The 22164-nt window shown below is 65.5% G+C and carries 18 protein-coding genes; 8 read left to right on the top strand and 10 right to left on the bottom strand.

Annotated elements, in window-relative coordinates; translation table 11 throughout:
• Positions 1–16 precede the first annotated feature (16 nt).
• The 3 genes from FHW64_RS05435 to FHW64_RS05425 all read right to left on the bottom strand — a co-directional run bounded on the left by FHW64_RS05435 (position 17) and on the right by FHW64_RS05425 (position 2023).
• Complete coding sequence (locus FHW64_RS05435; protein ID WP_184524326.1) at positions 17–337, bottom strand: hypothetical protein; 321 nt, start codon at positions 335–337, stop codon at positions 17–19.
• A gap of 250 nt (positions 338–587) precedes the next feature.
• Entirely contained in the window at positions 588–1127 is a 540-nt protein-coding gene (locus FHW64_RS05430) for a phosphatase PAP2 family protein (RefSeq protein WP_184523753.1), read from the bottom strand.
• 131 nt (positions 1128–1258) lie between these two features.
• Positions 1259–2023 carry a sulfite exporter TauE/SafE family protein gene (locus FHW64_RS05425; RefSeq protein ID WP_184524290.1) on the bottom strand — a complete coding sequence of 255 codons (765 nt, stop codon included), beginning with the start codon at positions 2021–2023 and terminating at the stop codon, positions 1259–1261.
• Positions 2024–2119: 96 nt separating this feature from the next.
• Here FHW64_RS05425 and FHW64_RS05420 point away from each other — a divergent pair, with 96 nt between their 5' ends.
• Positions 2120–3019 (top strand): LysR substrate-binding domain-containing protein, encoded by a 900-nt coding sequence (locus FHW64_RS05420; RefSeq protein ID WP_184523752.1) that lies wholly within the window; start codon positions 2120–2122, stop codon positions 3017–3019.
• Between the two features lie 59 nt (positions 3020–3078).
• On the opposite strand, the gene FHW64_RS05415 is transcribed toward FHW64_RS05420, so the two are convergent.
• Entirely contained in the window at positions 3079–5358 is a 2280-nt protein-coding gene (locus FHW64_RS05415) for a hypothetical protein (RefSeq protein ID WP_184523751.1), read from the bottom strand.
• An 868-nt stretch (positions 5359–6226) separates the two neighbouring features.
• On the opposite strand from FHW64_RS05415, the gene FHW64_RS05410 reads away from it, so the two are divergent.
• Together FHW64_RS05410 and FHW64_RS05405 are read left to right on the top strand one after the other, a co-directional pair.
• On the top strand, positions 6227–6745 hold the full coding sequence (locus FHW64_RS05410) for a BON domain-containing protein (RefSeq protein ID WP_260303653.1): 519 nt from the start codon (positions 6227–6229) through the stop codon (positions 6743–6745).
• An 81-nt stretch (positions 6746–6826) separates the two neighbouring features.
• Positions 6827–7153: a DNA-directed RNA polymerase subunit alpha C-terminal domain-containing protein gene (locus FHW64_RS05405; protein ID WP_184523750.1), complete on the top strand. Its 327-nt coding sequence runs from the start codon at positions 6827–6829 to the stop codon at positions 7151–7153.
• 3 nt (positions 7154–7156) lie between these two features.
• Here FHW64_RS05405 and FHW64_RS05400 read toward each other — a convergent pair whose 3' ends face one another.
• Positions 7157–7483: a hypothetical protein gene (locus tag FHW64_RS05400; protein WP_184523748.1), complete on the bottom strand. Its 327-nt coding sequence runs from the start codon at positions 7481–7483 to the stop codon at positions 7157–7159.
• Between the two features lie 48 nt (positions 7484–7531).
• Between FHW64_RS05400 and FHW64_RS05395 the strand changes: the two genes are divergently transcribed.
• Both FHW64_RS05395 and FHW64_RS05390 read left to right on the top strand, forming a co-directional pair.
• Complete coding sequence (locus FHW64_RS05395) at positions 7532–8797, top strand: NUDIX domain-containing protein (RefSeq protein ID WP_184523746.1); 1266 nt, start codon at positions 7532–7534, stop codon at positions 8795–8797.
• Positions 8758–8940 carry a hypothetical protein gene (locus FHW64_RS05390; protein ID WP_184523744.1) on the top strand — a complete coding sequence of 61 codons (183 nt, stop codon included), beginning with the start codon at positions 8758–8760 and terminating at the stop codon, positions 8938–8940. The genes FHW64_RS05395 and FHW64_RS05390 overlap by 40 nt, the downstream gene beginning before the upstream one ends.
• Positions 8941–9050: 110 nt before the next feature.
• Here FHW64_RS05390 and FHW64_RS05385 read toward each other — a convergent pair whose 3' ends face one another.
• The gene (locus FHW64_RS05385) at positions 9051–10637 is read right to left on the bottom strand and encodes a phospholipase D family protein (RefSeq protein ID WP_260303652.1); all 1587 of its coding nucleotides are present in this window, start codon (positions 10635–10637) and stop codon (positions 9051–9053) included.
• A gap of 21 nt (positions 10638–10658) precedes the next feature.
• Here FHW64_RS05385 and FHW64_RS05380 point away from each other — a divergent pair, with 21 nt between their 5' ends.
• Entirely contained in the window at positions 10659–11219 is a 561-nt protein-coding gene (locus tag FHW64_RS05380; protein ID WP_184523742.1) for a peroxiredoxin, read from the top strand.
• 20 nt (positions 11220–11239) lie between these two features.
• Here the strand turns inward: FHW64_RS05380 and FHW64_RS05375 are convergent, their stop codons facing one another.
• A complete protein-coding gene (locus tag FHW64_RS05375) occupies positions 11240–12199 on the bottom strand; it encodes a peptidoglycan-binding protein (RefSeq protein WP_221210158.1) in 960 nt (319 codons plus the stop codon).
• Between the two features lie 164 nt (positions 12200–12363).
• Here FHW64_RS05375 and FHW64_RS05370 point away from each other — a divergent pair, with 164 nt between their 5' ends.
• Positions 12364–13686 carry a hypothetical protein gene (locus FHW64_RS05370; protein WP_184523741.1) on the top strand — a complete coding sequence of 441 codons (1323 nt, stop codon included), beginning with the start codon at positions 12364–12366 and terminating at the stop codon, positions 13684–13686.
• A 20-nt stretch (positions 13687–13706) separates the two neighbouring features.
• Here the strand turns inward: FHW64_RS05370 and FHW64_RS05365 are convergent, their stop codons facing one another.
• Positions 13707–19046, bottom strand: a complete 5340-nt coding sequence (locus FHW64_RS05365; RefSeq protein ID WP_184523739.1) for an AAA family ATPase — start codon at positions 19044–19046, stop codon at positions 13707–13709.
• A 21-nt stretch (positions 19047–19067) separates the two neighbouring features.
• A complete protein-coding gene (locus FHW64_RS05360; RefSeq protein WP_221210159.1) occupies positions 19068–19793 on the bottom strand; it encodes a hypothetical protein in 726 nt (241 codons plus the stop codon).
• Positions 19794–19929: 136 nt separating this feature from the next.
• Between FHW64_RS05360 and FHW64_RS05355 the strand changes: the two genes are divergently transcribed.
• Positions 19930–21354: a C13 family peptidase gene (locus tag FHW64_RS05355; protein WP_184523737.1), complete on the top strand. Its 1425-nt coding sequence runs from the start codon at positions 19930–19932 to the stop codon at positions 21352–21354.
• On the opposite strand, the gene FHW64_RS05350 is transcribed toward FHW64_RS05355, so the two are convergent.
• On the bottom strand, positions 21348–22133 hold the full coding sequence (locus FHW64_RS05350; protein WP_184523736.1) for a gamma-glutamylcyclotransferase family protein: 786 nt from the start codon (positions 22131–22133) through the stop codon (positions 21348–21350). The genes FHW64_RS05355 and FHW64_RS05350 overlap by 7 nt on opposite strands.
• Positions 22134–22164 lie beyond the last annotated feature (31 nt).

Below are 22164 nucleotides of genomic sequence, written 5' to 3'. Positions count from 1 at the left end.
GGCCGATTCGCGCTGGTCAACGCGTGGTCGACATCACGGTGGCGCGGCACCTGCGTTGCTCGTTCGGTGCCAACAGCGAGCAATTGTCGAGTGCACGTTGCTGCATGTCGCTCAAGCGAGGGCGGGAACCGCCCGACTGGCCGTAGTAACCGGGGGGCGGGCCATAGTAGGCGGGCGGCGGCGGGCGGTAGTACGCCGGCGGGGCCGGGTAATAGACGGGAGGCGGCGGCTGGTAGTAGGCCGGCGGTGCGGGCTGGTAGTACACCGGCGGCGGGGCAACGTAGGCGGGCGCCGGTTCGTAGTAGACAGGGCCACCAACGCCAACCGAGAAATTCACTTCCGCATGGGCCACCGCGGCGGCCGAAAGAGCGGCTGCTGCAATAGCCGCGGAAGTCGCCAGTCTGGCAAATGCAGAGCCAAAGAAGCTCACAGAAATCTCCGAATCGGGCAAAAGCTGCCCATCAAGGGTGAAACGTCGCGGACCATGGCTCGGTGGACAAGATTCAACAATCTGTGACGTCTTGAGCCTACACGACGGGGTGGTTCGCATTGTCTCTGAGAGCGGCGCCGGAGGCGAACGCGCGCACTCAGCCGTTCGGCAGTGTGATCGCCAGCATGTGCACAATCGCGCGGGCATCGTGGAACAGGCCGCCGATGATGCTGGTGAGCAGGAGCATCGGCGGATAGAAGATGTGGGGCTTGGCCGCCTCCCAGTGAAGAAGCGGTTGCCAGACGCGCGACCGCATGAATTCCCGTTGCATCAACCATGCGAAGGCAAGGCCGATGGCTGCTCCCGCCGCGAGATCGGACGGAAAGTGCAGCCCCAGGTAGGCACGCGGAAAACAGATGAAAAGCGCGCCGTAGACCAGTGCCAGCGCACCCCAGAAGCGCGATGCGAAGCACAACTCGCCGGCCAGTGCGAAATACATGGCGGCGTGGTCGCTCGGCATGGAGCTGATGCGCTCCCACCCGCTCCGCTCCATGCCGTAAGGCAGCACGAAGGCCACGTCCGGGTCGACCAGGGGGCGCGGGCGCGCGGGCAGCACATGCGAGAGATACACCGAAGTCGCGGCGGCGAGGCACGCCGCGGCGAGCAGGGCGACGATCGCGAGCCGTCTGTCTTCCACTTCGGGTTCAGGAAATGGGCGATGCCCAGATCGATGGAGCTCATGGGGTCAGCGGTCGTTGTTCGACGAATGCTAGGAAGCTCAACCGCGCCGGTCCAGAGCGCATGTACCGGCGCAGTGCGAACAAAGTCTCACCTTTGGAGTTCCCGCATCACCATATAGATGCCAAGCATCGCGAGCCCCGCGAAGAAGCAGCGACGAAAGAGCACCAAAGACAGCAGCGACCGGATCCGCTGGCCCGCAGCCATCCCCAACATGGTGGGGATCAGCATGGCTATCGATGCAGCTGCGAGGGGCGTCGAGAAGGCGTTCTGGCCGGCCAGCGCGAGTCCCAATGCCACGGTCGACACGGTGAACGAAAGTCCCATTGCCTGGACGAGCGCATCGCGGGACAACCCGAGTGCTTGCAGGTAGACCACCGCAGGCAGCACGAAGACGCCGGTGACCGCGGTCAGAGCACCAGTGACGGCGCCGGTCAGCGGACCCAGCCAGTGCTCGCTCTGAGGCGGCGCGTGCAGGGTTCGGCCCGTGAGGCCCCAGGCCGCATAAGCCGTCAACGCCAGGCCGAGCGCGACTACCGGCCAGACACCGTGCGGTGCACCGAGCCACCATGCCCCTGCGAAGGTCCCGCCCACGATGCCAAGTTGCATGGCACCCAGGCGGCGCGCGATCGGGCCCACGGTAGGCCAAGGTCTCAATTGCCAGACGTTCGTCACGAGCGAAGGCACGATGAGAAGGGCCGCCGCTTCGGCCGGCGGCATCCACAGCGCAAGCAATGCCATCGACAGCGTCGGAAGGCCGAGACCGATCACGCCCTTGACCACGCCGGCCAGTGTGAACACTGCGGCGACCAGCAGCCAGAGAGAAGCATTGTGCGAGTAGGGGATCGAGGGCATGGCGCCAGTGTGGCCATGCATGCGTCGCCGGAAAATCGGGATCTTGCACATTGAGCCTCAGGCGTGGCCTGAGGATGGCGTGCTACCTTGCGGGCCATGCGATTCGATCTGACCGACCTTCGGCTGTTCGTCCACATCATCGAGAGCGGAACCATCACCGGTGGCGCTGCGCGGACGCACATGACGCTGGCCTCCGCCAGCCAGCGGGTGATCGGGATGGAGGAGTCGCTGGGCGCGCCGCTGCTGTTGCGCGCCAAGCAGGGCGTGACCCCCACCGAGGCCGGCCGCACCCTGATGCACCACGCGCGAGTGGTGCTGGAACAGATCGAGCGCATGCGCGGTGAACTGGGCGCATACGGCGCCGGCCTGCAGGGCCATGTCCGGATGCTGTGCAACACCTCTGCCATCACCGAGCATCTGCCTGATGTGCTGAGCAGCTTCCTGGTGGCACATCCCCGTGTCTCGGTCGACCTGGAGGAACGCCCCAGCGCCGAGATCGTGGACGCGGTGCGCGCTGGGCATTGCGACATCGGCATCGTGTCGGATGCGGCCGATGTGGAAGGGCTGCGGCATTTCGTGTTCCGGCGCGACGACCTGCTGCTGGTTGTGCCGCGTGGCCATGCGCTTTCGCGGCGCCGCCGGATCGCGCTGAATGAAATCCTCGATTGCGAGTTCGTCGGGCTGGGGCAGGGGAGCCCCTTGCAGGAACTGGTCGCGATGCAGGCCAGGCGACTGGGCCGGCGCCTGTTCTTCCGCGTGCGCGTGCGTAGCTTCGAGGCCGTCTGCCGCATGGTCGAGAAGGGTGTGGGCGTCGGCATCGTTCCCCGGGCGGCGGCGGACCGCTGCGCCGCCTCGATGAAGATCGGCCGGATCGCCATCGCCGATGCGTGGGCGGCACGTTGTCTGCTGGCGTGCGTTCGCCGTGAAGATGATCTGGCGCTGAACGCGCGTCGGATGCTTGAGCATCTGTTGTCGGCGGCGCCCGCCGGCGCGTAGGGCAAAAAAACAGCCCGCACTGGGCGGGCTGTTGAACTCTCGTAAGAACGAGGCGGAGGTCAGGGCACGTTCGCGGTGCCCAACTGGAAGGGCTTGCCGGGCAGCGTCATGGCGCCACCGTATTCGGCCACGGCTCCCGCAGGCTGGACCGGGCAGCCATTCGGCGGTGGGCATGCGCCCCCGTCGGCATTGAAGATCACCGGACCGTAGCGATAGTTGTGGACCTTCTTGCCGGCGTAGTCGAGCGCGCTCATCACGTAGCCGTCGTTGGCGAAGTTGTCCGAGTCCTCCACCGCGATCAGGTCCTTGATCTCCTTGTGCTGGATGGTGCGCACCACACTGCCGCTGTTGTGGTTGCTGGCGAAGCGCACCCACGAGATCTTGTTGTCACCGCGCGAGCCCACGATCACCTGTTCGTTGAGCGGCTCGATGCTGGCACCAGGTTCACCCTTGGAGGTGGCCAGCGAGGTCGGGTTGCGCCCGATGCCGGTGACGGTGCCCACCTCGGCAATCGAGTTGGGCGACGGAGTGGCGGCTGACGGCCCCGGCGCGTAGTCGGTGAGGCTGAAGATATGCAGCGTGCCGTCCTGGGTGGCGATCCAGGCGCGCGGGTTGTAGCGCTCGAGGACCGTCGTCTTCACGGCTGTCGGGCGTGCGTTCAGCGACACCACCTTGGCCACTGTCGGCATCTGCGCAGGCGTGTTATCGAAGGTGTAGGGCCACTGGTTCGCAGCCTGTCCGAGGTTGGTGGTCTCCGTCACGCTCGCGCTGAAGTACTTGCCGTTGAAGTAGCTGAACAGCGGCTTCAGATCGATAAAGGCAGCCTTCTGCTCCGACTTGGAGATCACCACGGCCACGCCGCCCTTCGCAGAGAAGTATTGGGCGCTGCCGCCGGCGGCGAAGTTCTTCCAGTAGGTCGTCAGCGGCGAGTTGACGCGGCCGAGGAAGTAGCCATTGAGTGAGACCGTGAAGAACTGGTCCAGCCCGGTGGTGGTGGCGATCTCGGTCGGCGCCGCCATGCCAGGCAGGTCGACGTAGCCGAGGATCTTCATGAAGGCGATGTTGCCGACATTGGGAATGCCCGGATAGACGCCCATCCACTCGTTCCACCAGTCATACCAGCCTGAGGGGTTGTCCACATAACAACCGTCGCACAAGCCGGCCAGCGCCACTACCGCCACCTGGCCCTTGCGCGTGGTCGTATCCCACACCGTGACGAGTGCGAACTCGTTGTTGTTGGTCACCGCGATGCCGGTGGGCACCTTGTTGGCCGGGAGTTGGACGTTCGCACTGTTGTTGGTGGTGTTGCTGCCGGCCGTGCCGATGATGCCGTTCTGGAACACGACCAGGCTCTCGTTGCAGAAGCCGGAGCGGCCGGCGCAGCGGGCGACGGCGACCGGCGCGTTCGAGGCGCTGGGCTGGGTGTACTTCAGCACATTGAGGCTGTCGATGCCGCCGCGCGTCCAGCTCAGCTGGGGCAGCTGGGCGAAGACGTTGTACATGTAGCCCGAGACCTGGAAGTCGGTCACGCCCACGCGCTGCGTCGGATCGTCGGCCACATAGGCGAGGTTGGACTGGTTGGTCGAATAGGAGCCGGGGTTGCTGAGCGGTGGGCCACCGACGGACCAGAAGAAGTTCGCGTCCCGCGGGGGATTGGTGAGCTTGGTGTCGGTCCGCTTGTAGAGCGTGCCTCCCGCATTGGCCGTGCCATACGAGATGGCGTCCGGACCATAGCGGTAGGAGATGGCCGCGTTCATGTCCGTCTTCATCGTCTTGGCCATGGCGTCGTACTGCGCGGGGACGATGTTCAGGTTGCTGTCCACGATATCGCCGGACACGGCCGGAGCGGGTGCTGGAGCCGGAGCGGCTGGGGCAGGTGCCGGAGCTGGTGCCGGTGCCGGTGCCGGTGCCGGTGCCGGTGCCGACGTTGCTACCACGCAGGATTTCGTGACGCCGCTTGCCGGATCGGAGCCGAAGAACGCATTGGAGCAGGTTCCCGTGCCACTGACAGTTTTCTGGATCCAGCGGCTGTCGGCCCCATAGCTGACGACGGTGTTCGCAGGGACCGTGAAGGTGCCTCCTTCGATGGCCAAGGTCGTCCCCGCAACTGGCGCGGGTGCGGGTGCGGGTGCGGGTGCCGGAGCCGGGGCTGGAGCCGGGGCGGGTGCCGACGTTGCTACCACGCAGGATTTCGTGACGCCGCTTGCCGGATCGGAGCCGAAGAACGCGTTGGAGCAGGTTCCCGTGCCACTGACCGTTTTCTGGATCCAGCGGCTGTCGGCCCCATAGCTGACGACGGTGTTCGCAGGGACCGTGAAGGTGCCTCCTTCAATGGCCAAGGTCGTCCCCGCAACTGGCGCGGGTGCCGGTGCTGGAGCGGGTGCCGGAGCCGGAGCCGGAGCCGGAGCCGGAGCCGGAGCCGGAGCCGGAGCCGGAGCCGGGGCGGGAGCCGACGTCGCTACCACGCAGGATTTCGTGACGCCGACTGCCGGATCGGAGCCGAAGAACGCATTGGAGCAGGTTCCCGTGCCACTGACGGTTTTCTGGATCCAGCGGCTGTCGGCCCCGTAATAGACGACGGTGTTCGCAGGGACCGTGAACCTATCGCCTTCAATGGCCAAAAAAGTGGTCCCTGAGGGCGCCTGATTGCCGCTATTGCTGGATACGCCGCCGACCGTGGTGCCATCTGCTACCAGCGACGATGTTCCGTCCACACTGGACGAAGCTACTGTTCCAGTGCCTGCGCTGGTTCCGGCCAGTGCGCCGATGCCACTGCCACTACCCCCACCTCCACATCCTGCAATCGTCCCTGCTGCAATAAGCAACAAAAGAGAGCTTTTCTCCATCGTTTTCACAAAAAAGGCCTCGAGATTAAGAAAACCCGTGTTTGTACGTGGGACCCTTCCTACCCCACAAGCTTTCTTGCAAATCCTTTCCCGATGTTTTTTTATCCATAGGTTGCGGTTACATCCGTATTGCCCAGTGACGAGTCCGCCGTTAACTTCCTTCTTATTTGCAAAATCTGCGTGTAACAGTAGGCAACCAGATTTCATCAGCTTTCATCATGCGGGATGTAAAAAATTGATGAATTCGGGCTACGTCGCTGGCCTACACGCGCTCGGGGTGTCGCGCCACGAGGCGCGATTTCCGTTCGGCCTAAATTGAAGCGAGGGCCTCACTGGCTCGGCTTCAAAAGGAGGTCATTGAATGCTGGATAAAGATTGCATCCGTATGCCGACGTTTTTGCGAATCGCAGCGATCACGGCATGTGTTCTGGGAGCGGCGGCGTGCACCGACCGTGCGGCCGACGAGTCCTCGAAGCGGCAGGTGGACGCTGCGGTCGATCAGGTCGGGAAGACCGCGGCCGCAGCAGGCAACAAGGCCGCGGAAATGGCGGAAATCGCTCGTGACAAGACGAAGGCTTTCGTGACTTCGCCCGAAGTGAAGCAGGACGCGATCGCCGCCAAGGACGCCATCAAGAACCTCGGGGCAGCGACGATCGCGACCACCGACGACGCCGGCGTAACGCTGGCGGTGTCCGCAGCGCTGGCCAGGGACCCGGACCTGAGCGTCTCGCGCATCGACGTCGAGACCCGCAATGGCGCGGTGCGGCTGACGGGGCCGGCGCCGAGCGAAGAGGCGAAGGCGCGCGCTGGCGATATCGCCAAGTCGGTGAAAGGTGTGGTTTCGGTCGACAACGCACTGGAAGTCAAATCCGCTGGTTAACCCTGACTAAAAACCATGCAGTTGTCTGAACATCGATCAATCGACTTGTTCTGAAATCAGGCGATTGACCGGGTTCGCCCAATGAAGAGCCAGCAAAGTCAGTGGCATGTGGCGATGGCACGGAGTGTGCAGGTTTCGGGCATTGCTTCAGGAGACCTCGACATGAATCATCGCCACGACCCCGTCACTGCCGCCCCGGCCGCGCACCCGGTTCTGGACGCTGACATTGCCATTCTCGATCTGTCGCTGCGCACGACCAATGTGCTGCGGCTGAACCAACTCCACACGGTTCGAGACGTCACGCGCGTCCCGGCGCGCAAACTCTTCGTGCTGTCGAGGCTGGGGCGGAATTCGGTGAGAGAGATCGTCGAGAGCGTCAACCGCAAGGGCCTTCAACTCGCGGACTGATGCTCAGCGGCCCTGGCTGAGGCGCCGCAATCCCTGCTCCGTGAGGAACATGCATCCCTGGCGGTCGGAGGTCACCAGTCCGTTCGACCGGAGGCGCTCGGACACCTTGATCGCATCGGTTGGCAACTTCTGGGTGTGCGCTTCGTAGAGCGCGTGTAACGTATTCCATTGCTCATCATTGAGCCGAATCTTCTTAACCACGGCATCCCCGCTTTCCTGCCGGCGAGTCTGAAACAACTTGTGGTTGAAAACCTCCTCAAAACGGCTCTTGCAAACCAGCGAAGTTCGAGTTAGGGAAAACGATGAATCGAACCGCGCGCGGATCGTCATGGCCGCGACGTGGCGCCCGGCGTCTTGCTGGTAAAACGGTTCGCAACCATGTCCATTTCCTCGAATTCCCCTGCGGCGGCACCCGTCCGCCCTGTGCGCACCGCCGCCACCCTGATCGTTCTGCGTGACGGCCCGGCCGGCATGGAGGTGCTGATGCTGCGCCGCGCCGAGAAGGAGGCCGACCAGAACAGCGGTGCCGCCGTTTTTCCCGGCGGCACGATCGATGCGAACGATCGCGCGCTGCATGCGCTCTGCGCCGGCGTGGACGACGTGGCCGCGAGCTCGCGGCTCGCGATCCCGGCGAACGGCCTCGACTACTACGCTGCCGCGGTCCGCGAATGCTTCGAGGAAGCCGGGCTGCTCTTCGTCACGGGCACCGACGGTCGGCCTGTCGCGCTCGATGACCTGCCGCCCGCAGAAGTCGACGGGCTCCGTGCGACGGTCGAAGAGGGCGGCGATGCCATGTTGCGGCTCTGCGAGCGCCACGGCTGGCGCCTGGCTGTCGATCAGCTGGCGTACTTCAGCCACTGGCTGACGCCGCCCGGCATGCCGCGCCGCTTCGACACACGCTTCTTCGTGGCACTCGCGCCGACCGCGCAAAGCGCGCGCCCCGATGGAAGGGAAACGGTCGAGCACCTCTGGCTCCGGCCTGTCGAGGCGCTGGATCCGGCCCGGGGGCTACGGCTGATGAATGTGCAGCGGCGCATCCTGGAACAGCTCGCGACGTTCCCCACTGCGCTGGATTGCATGGAACACGCGCGGGGGTTGAGCGAGGTCCGTCTCGTGATGCCGCGCATCGCGGAGGGTCCGGGCGGCCGCAGGCCGGTGAATCCCGGCGAGCCCGCCTACGAGGAAATTTCGCTGATCGACCCCGATGGGCAGTGCCACGGGCGCTACGAACTCACGCCGGGCCTGGCGATGCGGCTGTCAGCCCATGTGGTGCGGGTCACCGCGCGCACCGGCGACTTGTTGGTCAACAGCTATTTCGTCGGCGGTGAAGGCGGCGAATGGGCGCTGATCGATGCGGGTTCAGGTGACGAGGCCCACGCGGCAGTGCTGTTGGCGTCCGCGCCCGGGCCGGTGCGATGGACGCTCGCGCTTCGTGGCCCGGCACCGTCGTTCGGCGACCGGCTTGCGATCGGAGGATGCACCTTGCGCGTGCTGCGCACGGTGGATGCGCCGGATGCGGTGGCCTGCCTGCTTTTGGAGGAGGAAAAGCTGCTCTTCCTCCGCGAAGCGGATCAGCTCTCTGCGCTGGTGGCCGAGGGTGTCGAATGGCTGGCGCCTGCCAGCGGATTCCTCAGGCGCGCCTGAGCTTCGGTCTGGTCGAGCGCGAAGCCGGATCGTTCTTCGAGGTCGCGGGCCAGAACGCCGCATTCGAGCAGCGAAATATCAGGATCGCCTTGCCGGATGCGGACATCGAGCAGGCATCTGCGAAGCAGGGCCATGGTTGGTGAAGAGAAAAGGCCTCCTTTCGGAGGCCGGTCTGGCGATTCTCGATTTATACGACCCCGGCAGTTTTTGCGCTCCAGTGAAGGGGTGTCCATGAAAGCGAAACAATCCGGTCTTAAAGCAGATCCTCCGGCACCAGCGGACCCACGATGTCCTTGTAGAGGCGCTGGAACCAGGTCGATTCGGGCTCGGTGTGCAGGATGACTTCCTTTTCGCCATCCACCGCCAGCCATTCGAGGCTACCGTCCGCGGCCAGACGCACCCGGTAGGCGCTTTCGAGTCGGCTGATCTTGATGATGCGGAGCATCTCCCGCGCGAGCTGCGGGCTGTCGACCATGATGCCGAGCTCCGTGTTCTGCGTCGCCGAGCGCGGATCGAGATTGACCGAACCGATGAACATCCGCCGCTGGTCGACGACCGCGGTCTTCGCGTGCAGCCGGCCCAGCGAATTGCCGAACATGCCGAGCCGCCCGCTGCGGGTGCGCGCAGGGCTGAGTTCGTAGAGGTCCACGCCTTCCTTCAACATCGGTACGCGATAACGCGCATAGCCGGTGTGCACCAGCGGTTCGTCCTGGGCCGCGAGCGAGTTGGTGACCAGCGTGACATTCACGCCGCGCTGGCGCAGTTCCGAGATGGCGCTCATGCCGCGATCGCCCGGCACGAGGTAGGGCGTGGTCAGGACGATCTCGCTCTCGGCTTCGAGCAGCCGGGCCCAGAAGCGGCTCGTCACGCTGGCCGCGTAGGCGCCTTCGGGCGACATGAAGCGCAGCTTGGCCGGCGGGTCGGCCACCGCGTTGGCGGTGCCCCAGAGCAGGCCGAGCCTGCCCGCGTCGAGCTCTTCGCCGACCGGTCCGTAGCCGAGCACGTCGCTGGGCGGCAGCGCGAGCTTTCGCGCGCGCGAGTCCATGTCGACTTCCCGCGTGAACCATGCAACCTGCTCCGTGCGGTCCCGGTCAGGCTGGACGACCGCCGTGACCGGGTAGACCTCCTCGCTGTTCCAGTAGTCGTCGAAGATGCCGGACAGCTGCTCGACCACCTTGCCGACCACCAGCGCATCCATGTCGACGAAGTTCTGCGAGGTGTTGAGCGTGAAGTACTCGTCGGCGATGTTTCGCCCGCCCGCGACCGCCATCACACCGTCGGCGATGAACAGCTTGTTGTGCATGCGGTGGTTGAGCCGTTCGATGTCGAAGGCCGAAGCCGCGAAGCGCCCCGGAAGACTGCCACGCGCGCAGCAGAAGGGATTGAAAAGGCGCACCTCCGCGTTCGGGATGTTGTTGAGCGCCAGCAGCAGGTGCTCGGTGTTCGCCGTGTAAAGGTCGTCGACCAGCAGCCGCACGCGAACGCCCCGTTCCGCGGCCTGCTTGAGCGCCCGCAGCAGCAGCCAGCCGGCGCCGTCGTTCGCGATCACGTAGTACTGCACGTCGAGCGTGCGCTGGGCGCGCTCGGCGAGATCGATGCGCGCCTGCAGCGAGTATTCGCCCAGCGGCATCAGGCGGAAGCCGGAGTGTTCGCCCGGCGGCGTCGAGGCTGCGACGATCTTCGCGAGCGGTGTCTGCGGATCGATCGGCGGCGCTGTGGTGGGCGCCATCTGCTTGATGGTCGGAAGGCTGCCGCAGGCCGTCAGCAAGACCGCGACGAGCAGCAGGGCAGTGCGCAGGACCCGGCCCAACAGGATCGCCTGGAATACCATGCGGCTCATTGATCCGGCAGGAATGAAGACATGAAGACTTTCGCAGGCAGGTTGATGGCGTCGGCGGTCATGGCGTTGGTGGTGGGTGCTGCCGCGCCAGCCGGCGCGGCACTCGATGTGGGTCAGCGCGCCCCGGCTTTCAGTGCGCCGGCCGCTTTGGGCGGCAAGCCTTTCACCTATTCGCTTTCTGCAGCGCTGGCCCGTGGGCCGGTCGTAGTGTATTTTTTCCCGGCGGCTTTCACGCAGGGCTGCTCGCTCGAAGCGCACGCCTTCGCGGAAGCGATCGACCAGTTCGCGGCGCTGGGCGCGACCGTGATCGGCGTGTCGACGGATGACATGGATACGCTGGCCAAGTTCTCCAGCCAGGCTTGCCAGGGCAAGTTCCCGGTGGCCTCCGATGCGAACAAGGCGATCAGCAAGTCGTTCGACGCGATCATGCAGACGCGGCCCGACTACGCGACGCGCGTGTCGTACGTGATTGCGCCCGACGGCACGGTGGCGGCGCAATACGAGAGCCTCAATCCCGACAAGCACGTCGAGAAGATGCTCGACGCGGTCCGGGCGCTGCCGCGCAACGGCGGCGCGAAATAGGCGCTGCCGTCAGCCCACCTTCAGCCCACGATCTTCGCGATCAGCGCGATGTCGGCCACGCCGGTGGCGGGCAGCCCGTGCTGGGCCTGGTAGTCCTTGACGCCGCGGAATGACGCCTGCCCGAAGACGCCGTCGGCCTTGATGTCAGCGCCGAGATCGGAAAGCCCCAGTTGCAGCAGCCGGACATCGAGTCCGCGCGCCAGCGGGGCCTGCACCGCGAGCAAGCGCGATCCGGCTGGCGGCCCGTCGTAGCAGCCCGGGGGCATGGCCGACAGCGTGACCGTCGAGATCTCTTGCCCGCGCACGACCAGCGGCAGTTCCAGCCCCCAGAAGCCTTGGTCGATGAGGCGCTGGAAGGCATCCATCCGGTACACGGTCGCACGGATGTCGGCGCGCTTGTGGGTGGCCATCCAGTTGCGTCGGGCCGCGACGTAGGCCTTGATCCAGGCTTGCTCGCCTGCTGTGCTTGGTTGCCCGACGGCGGCGATCGTGCGGTCGCGAATCAGTGCCCACGAGCCGTGCACCGCGCTGTCGTAGACCACCGCAACGCCCAGCGGCGAGACGATGCCGAGCCTGCCTGCAGTGGCCAGTGCAGGCCGCCAGTAGGTGTCGTCGAAGAAGGCATCCTGCGTCTCGCGCATCACCGGATCGTCGGCGCAGGCGCGCAGGACGTTGTGGAGCTTGGTGTCCTTGTCGAGCGTGAGGTCGCGTTGCGCGAAGCGCGGCAGCGACGTCGAAAGCCGTGCACCGAAGCGCGCGCCGAGGTTCGCGCAGTAGCGCTGCAGCAGCGTCGCGAGGTTGCCGGAGCCCAGCGTGGTCTGCGAGCGACCGTAGGTCAGGTGCCCCGTGTCGCCCGGGATCAGGGTCACCTGGCTGTAGTCGCCAAGCACCGAACCCGTCTCGAACAGGTTCACGATCGCCTGTGCGCTCCGGATCTGGGTCGAGGTGAGCGGTGCGCCCGCGGCTGGGACAGTGGCCATTGCGTTTCCTCCGGCTACCCGTATCGGCTGGCGATTGCAGCAGAAAGGCATGGCGGGTGCCATCCGCCATTCAGTGGATGGCCGTTCGTGAGGTGCTGTACAGGCGCAGGCGATGCCGCTACGCTCGCGGCCATTCGCCAGCATGGCCCGGAGGAGATCGCATCTTGATCCTGTACCCCTTGCCCGGTTCTCGCGACTATCAGGAACGGCTCTATCCCGATCCTGCGTTGCTCGACCCCGCGACGCGCGCAAAGCTGAAGCTCGAGACCTACGAGGACGTCATCGCGCACTTCACGAAGACCTCGCTGGACGAAGACGGGATCCAGATCGAACCCGGATCGCTCACCGTGACCAAGGGCGCGGGCGCGACGGGCTACATGGTGGGCTTTCGCGCACTGCCGGCCTTTGCCCAACAGGCGGAGCACTTCGCGGCGATGCACGTGGCGATGCTCGACGCGAAGCATTCAGGCCTCGCGCTCGACGGCTGCGACGCCTGCCGCGAGACACCGGCGTGGAACCCGATGGCCGGCTTTCCGGTGAATCGCAGCGACGGCCCTTCGGAATGGCTGCCGTGCCTGCCGGTCGGCATGCCGATCGCCAATCACCGAGCGGTCACGTTGATGCACTACCCGCCGATCATTGCCTACCGGACCGCGAACTACCTCAACAACATGACGCTGCGGCGCTGGGCGCAGATCCTCCAGTGCGCGGGCATCGGTTCGCCGGAGCGCTATCACGCGATCCTCGACGTCAATCCGATCGCTGCGCCGGGTTCCGGCGAGAGCGAATACCCCAACGACTATTTCCCGATCAACCTCACCTCGATGTTCTTCGACGACGATTCGCGCGGCCTGACCTATGTGCGGTCGATGCTGGAGCTGATGCTCAACCCGCCGTCGAATGCAGAGAACCCGCTGACCCTGCCGCTGCTGGTGTGCGGATCGCCGCTCTACGACCCGCAGGCGCCCGGCTGGTTTCGCACGCGCTACAAGGACCATCTGCCGAAGGACGCCAATGGTTCGCCGACCGTCAATGTGCTGCAGGCGGGCTTCATTCGCGTGTTGCCCGACAGCCCGAAAAGGACGCCTTACCTGATTGCGAACCACATGATCGCTGCCGGCGTGACGGGCCAATGCACCAGCACTCCGGGCAAGATTCCGGACATCCGCATGTACGAGGCGCAAGACCTCTCGGCCGCGAGCTTCCTGGGCCTTTGCGCCGATGCAGCAGCGCGCGGCGAGGAGGTCGATCCCGGCGAGGCGATTCGCACGGCCTCCCAGCGCTGGTTCGGCCCCGATCCGGTCGACCCGAACAAGGGGCCCGTCCCGGCCAGCGACAAGGATCGGCTGACCATCTGCGCACTTGCGCAGATGGACCTTTGCTTCAACCCGAAGACGATCTCGCCGACCTACACCTACGAACAGGCACTGGAGCGCTGCCAGAGCAAGGGCGGCCCGGACTTCTCGCCCTGCTTCGGCTGCGCCTGAGCGCCGCCGGCAGCATCACGTCACTTGTGGAGCAGGCGCTCGAAGCCTTCCCACTCCTTGACGGGTTCGCGCATGTAGCGCGTGCAGCGCTCGATGAAGATCTGTGGAACCGCATCGTGCGGATCCGCTGCGCCGGCTTCTTCGAACAGGCCGAGCGCGGCTTCGAACTCGCCCTCGAAGTACAGCGTCATCGCTGATTCGAGGCGCTTGCGCGTTGCCAGTTTGGCTTCGCGCCGCTCGGGTGATTCGGCATCGATGACCTCGTAGACATCCACGGCGATGTTCTTGCCCTTCACCGCAACGCGATCGACGCGCCGCAATTCGAATGCGTCGGGGTCACGCAGGGCCTGATAGGTTGCCTCGCCGATCAGGAAGCGTGCAAGGTAGACCTTGGTGAGCTGTTCGATCCGCGAGGCAAGATTGACCGGGTCTCCGATCACGGTGCACTGGATGCGGTCGTCGCCCCCGACGGTGCCCAGCAGCAGGGGCCCGGTGTTGACGCCGATGCCTGCGGCCAGTGTCGGCTGGCCACGCGCGATTGCGCGTTCGTTGAAGACCTCGAGGGCGCGACACATCGCAATGCCGGTGCGCACGGCGGCGTCGGGCTCGGTATCGAAGAGCACCTTGATCTCATCGCCGGCGAAGGAGTCGATGAAGCCGCCTCCCTGTGTGATCTGAACCTCCATGCCGCCGAAGTAGCGGTTCAACAGGTCGATCGTGCTGCGCGGGTCGAGCCGCTCTGACAGCGGCGTGAAGTCGCGCAGATCCGCGAAGAGCACGCTCATGGTCTTGGCCACGTTCTCGCCGAGGTTCACGCGCGCGATGTCGCGGCGGTCCAGGCTTTCGAGGAACTGGCTGGGCACGAAGCGGCGCTGCGCATCGATCAGGCGTTGCTGCTGCTGATAGAGCCGTGCGTTCTCGATGGAGATGGCCACCTGGGCCGCGAGCAGCTGGATCACTTCGATGCGCTCGTCGGTGAAGATGCCGGCCGTCAGGCTGTTCTCCATGTAGATCACGCCTTCGCACCGGCCGCGCTGCCGCAGCGGAATGCACAGCACCGATTGCGGCTGGTGCGCCTGCAAATAGCCGTCGCGCGAGAAGCGGCCCGCGCGCGCCGCGTCGTGCAGCACGACAGGGCTTTCCGTGTGCAGCACGTGGTAGACGATGGAAATCGGCAGGGCAAGCGCGCCCTCGTTGCCGTCGAAGGGAATGGAACGCGACGGTGCACTGGCTTCGTGCCCGGCCTCGCAGAGACCTTCGATCACGAGTTGCCCCTCTTCGCGCACCACGAAGCAGCCGCGCTGCGCGCCGGCGTTCTCCAGCATGATCCGCATCGTCGCGGTCCAGAGCTGGTCCAGCGCGATCTCGCTCGCGATCGCCTGCGAGGCCTTCATCACGGAGGCCAGGTCGAGCGAGGCCGAGTCGAAATCGGGCGCCGCGGACTTCGATGCCTCACCGCGCGGCCGCGCAGCGCTTGCGAGCCGCAGGACCGGAAACTCTTCCTCCATGTGCGCGACCTTGCGCCGCGCCCCCCAGCCTTCATAGAGATTGCGCGCAGCGCGCAGATAGCCCTCGGCGGCCTTGCGACGGCCTGCGGCCAGCAGGTGACGACCCGCGAGTTCGTTCGCCATCGCCTCGTCGCGGCGAAAGCCCGATTCGTGCGCGGTGGCCATTGCCGTTTCGTAGGCCTCCAGAGCGGCTTCGACGCGACCGTCGAGACGCGCGAGTTCCGCTTGCATCAACCATTGAAGATGCAGGAAGTTCGCGGCACAGTGGCTTGCCCAGCGTGTCATCCGCCGAAGATCGGCACGCATTCGCGCCCGGGTCGCGGCCTGTTCGTCGGGGGTCATGCCCGGCAGGCAGGCAGCGAGCGTGAGGAAAGCGACGATGTAGAAGCGCGCGAGTTGCGGCAGCGACATCGCGGAGGCGATCAGCTTGTCCTGCTCGCGCACGTGGGCCAGTGCCTGCTGGTGCTCGCCGTAGAACCAGAAGATCTCGGCCTTGTAGATGTGGTAGTTGGCCACGCCCGTCATGAAGCGGCGCTGCAGCATGCCTTCGAGGCAACGCGCTTCGTCGAAGGTCGCATCGTTCATCGAGCACAAGCCGTCGGTCTGGCCGAGGAAGTTGCGCTGCATCTGGAGAAAGAGCGTTCCCGAGTCGAGCGAGTCCTGGTACTCGCAGTCGCGCACGATCGTCAGGAAGTCCGCGTGCTCCTGCGCCGCGGTGTCGAGATCGAGCTTCGGGTCCCAGATGATGCAGTCCTGCGCGCTGTAGGCGAGGTAGAGCAGGTCGCCCGATTGATAGCCCGCTTCGATCCCGCGCCGAAACCATGGCGTCATCGTCGACCAGTGGTTGCTCCAGTGATGCACGAACATCGCGTAGACATAGATCACCCGCGACTTCAGCGCGATGTCGTCGCTGCGGTCGTTCATCGCGACGGCGAGCTGGCCGTATTCGTAGCCAAGTGGCGCATCGTCGAGCGCACCGCAGAGCAGCATTCCGTAGGCCGCATACGCAAACGCCGATTCGGAGCTGTTGCCATGGCGAAGCGAGATGTTCACCGCGCGTAGCACCAGGAAGGGGAACAGGTTGCCGCTGCCCGACAGGAAGGCCGCCGGGAAGATCTCCATCAGCAGGCGGATCGCGATCTGCTGCACCGGGTCGGACATCGCCGGTGCATCGATGAGATCGGCGATCCGGCGGCCGCCGAGGTTGCGCCGCACCGCGGCGATCTCACGGCCGATCGCTGCGCGATCCGGGTCGTCGGTGATCCGCATGCCGAGCAGCGCCAGGCCGGTGGTCGCGGCGCGGATCGACTCGGTCATCTTGCCGATCGTGGCGTACTGGCGGGTGCGCATCGCGAGGATCTCGGCCTTCTCGAGATTCGATCGCGCATGGTCGAGCATCTGCTCGATCCACGATTCCGCCTCGCTGTGATTCGCGGTGAGGTACGCGCATTGCTGGTATTCGACCGCGAGTGCCATCTTGAGATCGATGTCGGTGGTCCATGCGTCTTGCGGCAGCAGTGCAAGCCCGTGGCCCAGATAGCCCAGCGCCGATTCATAGGCCGACGAATGCAACGCACGGACGCCAGCTTCGAGATTCATGCGCGCGAGCGCCTTGCGTTCGGCCGGATCGTCGATGAGCCCGTGGCATTCGTTGAGATGCCCGACGATCTCGATCAGCCGCTGCTCGCGTTCCGCAGGCGTAGCGTGGCGCTGGATCAGCCGGCCGATCGAGAGATGCACGCTTTCCTTGCGATCGGCGGCGATCAGCGCGTAGGCCGCCTGTTGCACGCGGTCATGCTGGAACCGGTAGCTTGGGTTGAGCCCGGTCGTCGCGGCTTCGTCACCGCTGCCGACCAGCTTGTAGTCCTCGTTCAGGGGCACCACCAGGTGCCGCTGCATGGCGGGCAGCAGATCGCCTGCGGTGTGCGCCATCGAATGCTCGTGGATGATCGAAAGCGTGCGCAGGTCGAAGGTGTCGCCGATGCAAGAAGCCAGCTCCAGCACGCGCTGCGTCGCGGCCGGCAGCTTGCGCAGGTTGGCCAGCACGAAGTCGACCACGTCGCTGCCGAGTCCGCTGTTGCGCACCGCCTCCATGTCCCAGCGCCAGCGGCCCGATTCGGGCGCGAAGGCGATGGCACGGGCCTGTTCGAGTGCGCGGAGCAACGCGGTAAGGAAGAACGGGTTGCCCTGCGCGCGTTCGTGCAGCAATTCCGCTAGCGGCCGGCAAGCGGCCACGTCGGCGTGCAGCGCATCGGCGACCAGTTGCTCGACGGCCGGCAGCGCAAGCGGCAGGAGCGCCAGTTCGTGGATCGCGCGGCTCTCCTGGATTTCGTTGAGCGCAAGCCGCAACGGATGGCCGACATCGACCTCGTTGCTGCGGTACGCGCCGATCAGCAGCAGATGCCGGAGGTCGCGTGCGGTCGCGAGCCACCGCAAGAGGTTGAGCGTCGATGCGTCGCTGAACTGCAGGTCGTCGAGAAAAATCACCAGCGGCTGCTCGCTGGCGAGCGCACGCACGAAGTTCAGGAAGGCGATCTGCAGGCGGTTCTGCTGTTCGTTGGGCGGCAGCTCGGGCACTGGCGGCTGCGCGCCCATGATCTCTTCCAGCTCGGGAATCAGCTCGATGAGGAGCCGGCCGTTGGGCGCGACCGCTGCCACCAGCTTCTCGCCCAGCGCCGCGCGGCGTTCAGGCGATTCGGCCATCAGCTGCCGCGCAAGGCTGCGAAATGCCAGCGCCACGGCGGAGTAGGGCGTGCTTCGCTGGAACTGGTCGAACTTGCCCTGGATGAGATAGCCCTCGCGCCGCACCAGCGGTTTCGCGATCTCGTTGACCAACGCCGATTTGCCGACGCCCGAGTGGCCCGAGACCATGCAGAACTCCGTGGCACCCGCCGCAACGCGCTCGAACAGCGCGAGCAGCGCGGCCTGCTCGTGTTCTCGCCCGTACAGGCGCTGCGGAATGTTGAACTTGCGCGAGACATCGCGATGGCCGAGCGGGAACGGCGAGATGCTGCCCGTCTGTGCCAACTCGCGCTGGCAGCGGCCGAGGTCTTCGATCAGGCCGTAGCTGCTCTGGTAGCGGTCCTCGGCGTTCTTCGCCATCAGCTTGAGGACGATCGCCGACACCGGTTGCGGGATGGCCGGCTTCAGGTCGCTGGGCGAGGGTGGCGCCTTGCCGATGTGGCTGTGCACCCATTCGAGCACCGTGCGGGCATGGAAGGGCAGTTGGCCCGTCAACAGTTCGAAGAGCGTGATGCCGAGCGAATAGAAATCCGAGCGGTAGTCGAGCAGCCGGTTCATCCGCCCGGTCTGCTCTGGCGACATGTAGCGCAGCGCACCTTCGAGCCGGCGCGAGAGCGCATCGTTCTGCCGCTCCAGAGAAAGCTCGGATGCGATGCTGAAATCGATCAGCCGCACCTCGGCGGCATCGTCGACGAGGATGCTGTGCGGCTCGATGTTCTTGTGCACCACATCCAGCTCGTGCACCCGTGCGAGCGCCTCGGCCAGCGCGATCGCGATACGGAAGAGACTTTCGAGCGTCAGCCCGATCTCGCCCTGCGCGGCGGCTTCATCGGCGAGGGAGTGGCCAAAGGGTTCGAGCACCAGCGCCACGTTGCCGTTGCCCCAGGCTTCGAGTGCATGCACGCGCACCACGGATTCGATCGACTGCAGGCGCTGCAGCAGGCTGTATTCGTGGCGCAGCTCGGCCACCTCCTGCCGGCCGGGGTACTCTGCGTCGAGCGTCTTGATGACGACCGGGTGTCCATCCGCGATGCGTACCGCGCGATAGATCGCGCGGCGCTGGGACTGATGGATGCGCTCGCCGATCCGGTAGCCGGAAATCGTGACCACACCCGGTTCCGTGCCCGAAGGCTAGGTCCCGAACACCAGTCGCGTCCGTTCCGCGTAGGCCTCGGCTGCGTTGTCGCGCAGCGGTGCGCCGTGGCCGCAGAGCGCGTGGCGGTAAGGGATCGCGCCGAGTCGTGCGTAGTCGCCGATCCGGGGCTGGTTGACCTGCATGAACAGCGGACCGAAGTTGGCCGGCTGGAAGAAGCCCATGCCGCGCATCATTTCGCGCGATTCGTCGGAGAAGTATTCGTTGGGCTCCACCCAGTTCTGCAAGGCATCGCATGCCACGAGGATTCCCCCCGCGCGGTCAATGCGCAGGACGCACTCGGGCATGCGCGTGGTCTCGAAGGCGAATACCGAGCACCCCTTGAAAGGCACTTCCGAGTCGGGTGCCAGCACCTTGTCGGGAACCAACCCGTACGCGTGCTGCGTGCCCGGCGGCGCCCAGAAGGTGGCGCCGTAGCGCTGCTTGTAGAAGGCGTTGTCGCGGTCGTGCAGCGCGCCGATCTGCACCACATGGGCAATGCGACCGAGCGCTTCGAGCTTCTTCAGGCCCGCTTCGTCGAGGCGCATCGGGTTCACCAGCGTCAGGTCACCGCCGTCGCGCACCACCGTCATGTTGCGGCTGAAATGCCAGGGCGCATCCATCAGGACGGTCTTCATGGTGCCTGTCACGAAAAAGACATCGGGAAAGACCTCCTCGATCTCTCCGTGCGGCAAGGCAGGCGGCAGTTCGTCCAACGCGTCCATCAAATGGCTCCATTGCTTCGGTAGCGCGAGCGTACTTCGGTGCCTGCGGCGCGGCAAGGTGAATCGATTGGCGATGGGGTGATGGGTATCATCCGCGCCGAAATCAACTCGAAGAAGCCGCGGGGAGGCGGCCCGGATGACATCGACCCTGTCCCTCGACCCTGCGGATCCCGTCGGCGAAGAAGCGCCGCGCATCGAAGCCCGCGTGCCGATCGGCATGCTGCTGCGCGAAGGGCTGCGCGCAAGCCTCTTCCTGCGGCCGCGCCTTGGCGAACGCACGGTCAGGCCGCTCGAATTGGTTTTTGTGATCGCGGCGTTGTCGCTGATCGAACTGGCGGCGGGGCGGTTGCAGGTCGTGGGGCAGGCCAGGTTCCTGTTCAGCGTATGGCTGTTCCAGTGGTGGTCTGTCGCGGCGACGGTCCTCGTGGCGTGGATCGTGCTGCCCAGGCGCGTTGGCGTCGTGCCGACGTACTTCGGCCTGTCCACCGTGGCCTGCGCACCGGCGGTGCTGGTGCTCTGCGCGATGGGAATCGCGAACGTGCACGGTGTCATGAGCCAGGCGTTGACCAACCCTTGGGTAGCGTGGCCGCTCTACATCGGGTTGCTGGCGTGGATGACGGCGATCTCCCTCGCACTCGCTTGGCATTTCGGGGCGCGGACCTTGGCAGTCATCGCATTTGGCGTGTGTCTGGGGGCGCTGCAGGCAATCTCGTACAGGCAGGATGTGGGGCCGGCGTTTCGCGCCGTCCAGACAGAGCCGGAGAACAGCGGGCCGCGCTTCGTCCTGAGTCAGGAAGTCTTCGAAAAGCAGCAGGCACTGTTCGACCGCGCGGTGACCGGCCTTGCGCCACAGCGCGGCGGGGTCCAGGACGTCTATGGACTGGTGTTCGCGCCATACGCCGAGGAAGATGTCTTCCGGCGCGAGAGCGCGATGGTCACCCGCGTGATCGAAAGCCGCTTCGACGCCGAAGGGCGCGTGATCCAGCTGGTCAACAATGCCGCGACCACGGCAACCCTACCGTGGGCGACACCGGTGAACCTTCAACGAGCCGTGGATGCGATCGCACGCACCATGGACCGCGAGAACGATCTTCTGGTCGTCTACCTGACTTCGCACGGAGCGCGAAACCGCAAGCTGGCCGCTGAGCACTGGCCGCTCGAAGTCGACGAGGTCACGCCGGAAATGCTCCGCGCCTCGTTGGACGGTGCGGGCATTCGCCATCGCGTCATTGCGGTGTCTGCCTGCTATTCGGGCGGATGGATTCCGTCGCTCGAAGGCGATGACACCCTCGTCATGACCGCGGCGGATGCAGACCACACCTCTTATGGTTGCGGACGCGGCTCAGAGCTCACGTTTTTCGGTCGCGCGCTGTTCGACGAGCAATTGCGGGGCACGCGTTCTTTCGAAGACGCATTCGCCGCCGCTGTGCCGGTAATCCGGCAGCGCGAGGACGAAGCGGGCAAGAGCGACGGCTTCTCTAACCCGCAGATCAGCATGGGGCCCCGGATCAAGGCGTACCTGGACCAGCTTCGTGGGCGTCTGGACCGCGCCGCTCAGTAGACGAACCGCCCCGCATACGCGTACTCGTGCATGTACGCGTAAAGGTATTCGTCGAGATACCGCCGCTGCGCAGGCGTGAAGCGCCCGTGGCGCACGTCCTCCAGCGTTTCGCTTCCGTCGGACTGGTCCAGGCGCTTGAGGTGAAAGAGTGTCATGTCGCGTCCGCCGAAGAAGCGCTGCAGATAGCGGTGGTATGCGCGCGCGCCGCTCATGTCGAAGACACAGCCTGCGAGCGCGGTGCAGAGCGGCCGTTGCGCCAGCGCCTCGGCGTCGAAGACGGGGTAGTCGCCCGGTGGAGGCTCGAAAGGCGGCAACTCGGGGTTGGTCTGCACCTGCTGTCGGCGCAGGGCTTCGATATAGCCTGCGTCGAGCCCGGCGAGCGTCGCGCCCTGCAGCAGGATGTTGAGGTAGCGCTGCGTCGGCAGGCAGGCATCGTTCAGGAAGGCGGGCAGTCCCACGTAGGCGATCGCCTGTTGTTCGCCCTCATCGGTGTCCACGGTGACTTCGACGCGGTCGTAGCCGTGGCCGTAGGCCTCGGTGGCGTCCAGGGGCGCCATGTGCGCGTCTTCGCAGAGATGGAGCACGCCGCGCACCACATCGGACGGATCGCCGGAGTGCTCGATGTTGCCGACCCCGCCCTCATGGCGAAAGAAGTGCTGCACATTGAAGCGCAGCCGCCACCCGTGCAGCGCTGCGCGGCGCGACAGGCGCGGCTCGACGCCCTTGGCGCGCAGGGACGTCAGGTCCATGTTCGAACCGTAGCCGAAGTACCAGAACACAGGCTCATCCTCCTGTACATGCGGTGGTCTG

This window comes from Variovorax sp. Sphag1AA (assembly GCF_014192575.1).
GTDB lineage: Bacteria > Pseudomonadota > Gammaproteobacteria > Burkholderiales > Burkholderiaceae_C > Variovorax.
Note: the sequence above shows the minus strand (reverse complement) of the source record. Positions and strands in the feature narration are given on the sequence as shown.

Excerpts from the sequence above, each read along its gene's own strand:
- FHW64_RS05425 (WP_184524290.1), bottom strand. The coding sequence starts at position 2,023 with ATGCCCTCGATCCCCTACTCGCACAATGCTTCTCTCTGGCTGCTGGTC.
- FHW64_RS05420 (WP_184523752.1), top strand. The coding sequence starts at position 2,120 with ATGCGATTCGATCTGACCGACCTTCGGCTGTTCGTCCACATCATCGAG.
- FHW64_RS05410 (WP_260303653.1), top strand. The coding sequence starts at position 6,227 with ATGCTGGATAAAGATTGCATCCGTATGCCGACGTTTTTGCGAATCGCA.
- FHW64_RS05405 (WP_184523750.1), top strand. The coding sequence starts at position 6,827 with ATGAAGAGCCAGCAAAGTCAGTGGCATGTGGCGATGGCACGGAGTGTG.
- FHW64_RS05400 (WP_184523748.1), bottom strand. The coding sequence starts at position 7,483 with ATGACGATCCGCGCGCGGTTCGATTCATCGTTTTCCCTAACTCGAACT.
- FHW64_RS05395 (WP_184523746.1), top strand. The coding sequence starts at position 7,532 with ATGTCCATTTCCTCGAATTCCCCTGCGGCGGCACCCGTCCGCCCTGTG.
- FHW64_RS05390 (WP_184523744.1), top strand. The coding sequence starts at position 8,758 with ATGGCTGGCGCCTGCCAGCGGATTCCTCAGGCGCGCCTGAGCTTCGGT.
- FHW64_RS05385 (WP_260303652.1), bottom strand. The coding sequence starts at position 10,637 with ATGAGCCGCATGGTATTCCAGGCGATCCTGTTGGGCCGGGTCCTGCGC.
- FHW64_RS05380 (WP_184523742.1), top strand. The coding sequence starts at position 10,659 with ATGAAGACTTTCGCAGGCAGGTTGATGGCGTCGGCGGTCATGGCGTTG.
- FHW64_RS05375 (WP_221210158.1), bottom strand. The coding sequence starts at position 12,199 with ATGGCCACTGTCCCAGCCGCGGGCGCACCGCTCACCTCGACCCAGATC.
- FHW64_RS05360 (WP_221210159.1), bottom strand. The coding sequence starts at position 19,793 with ATGGACGCGTTGGACGAACTGCCGCCTGCCTTGCCGCACGGAGAGATC.
- FHW64_RS05355 (WP_184523737.1), top strand. The coding sequence starts at position 19,930 with ATGACATCGACCCTGTCCCTCGACCCTGCGGATCCCGTCGGCGAAGAA.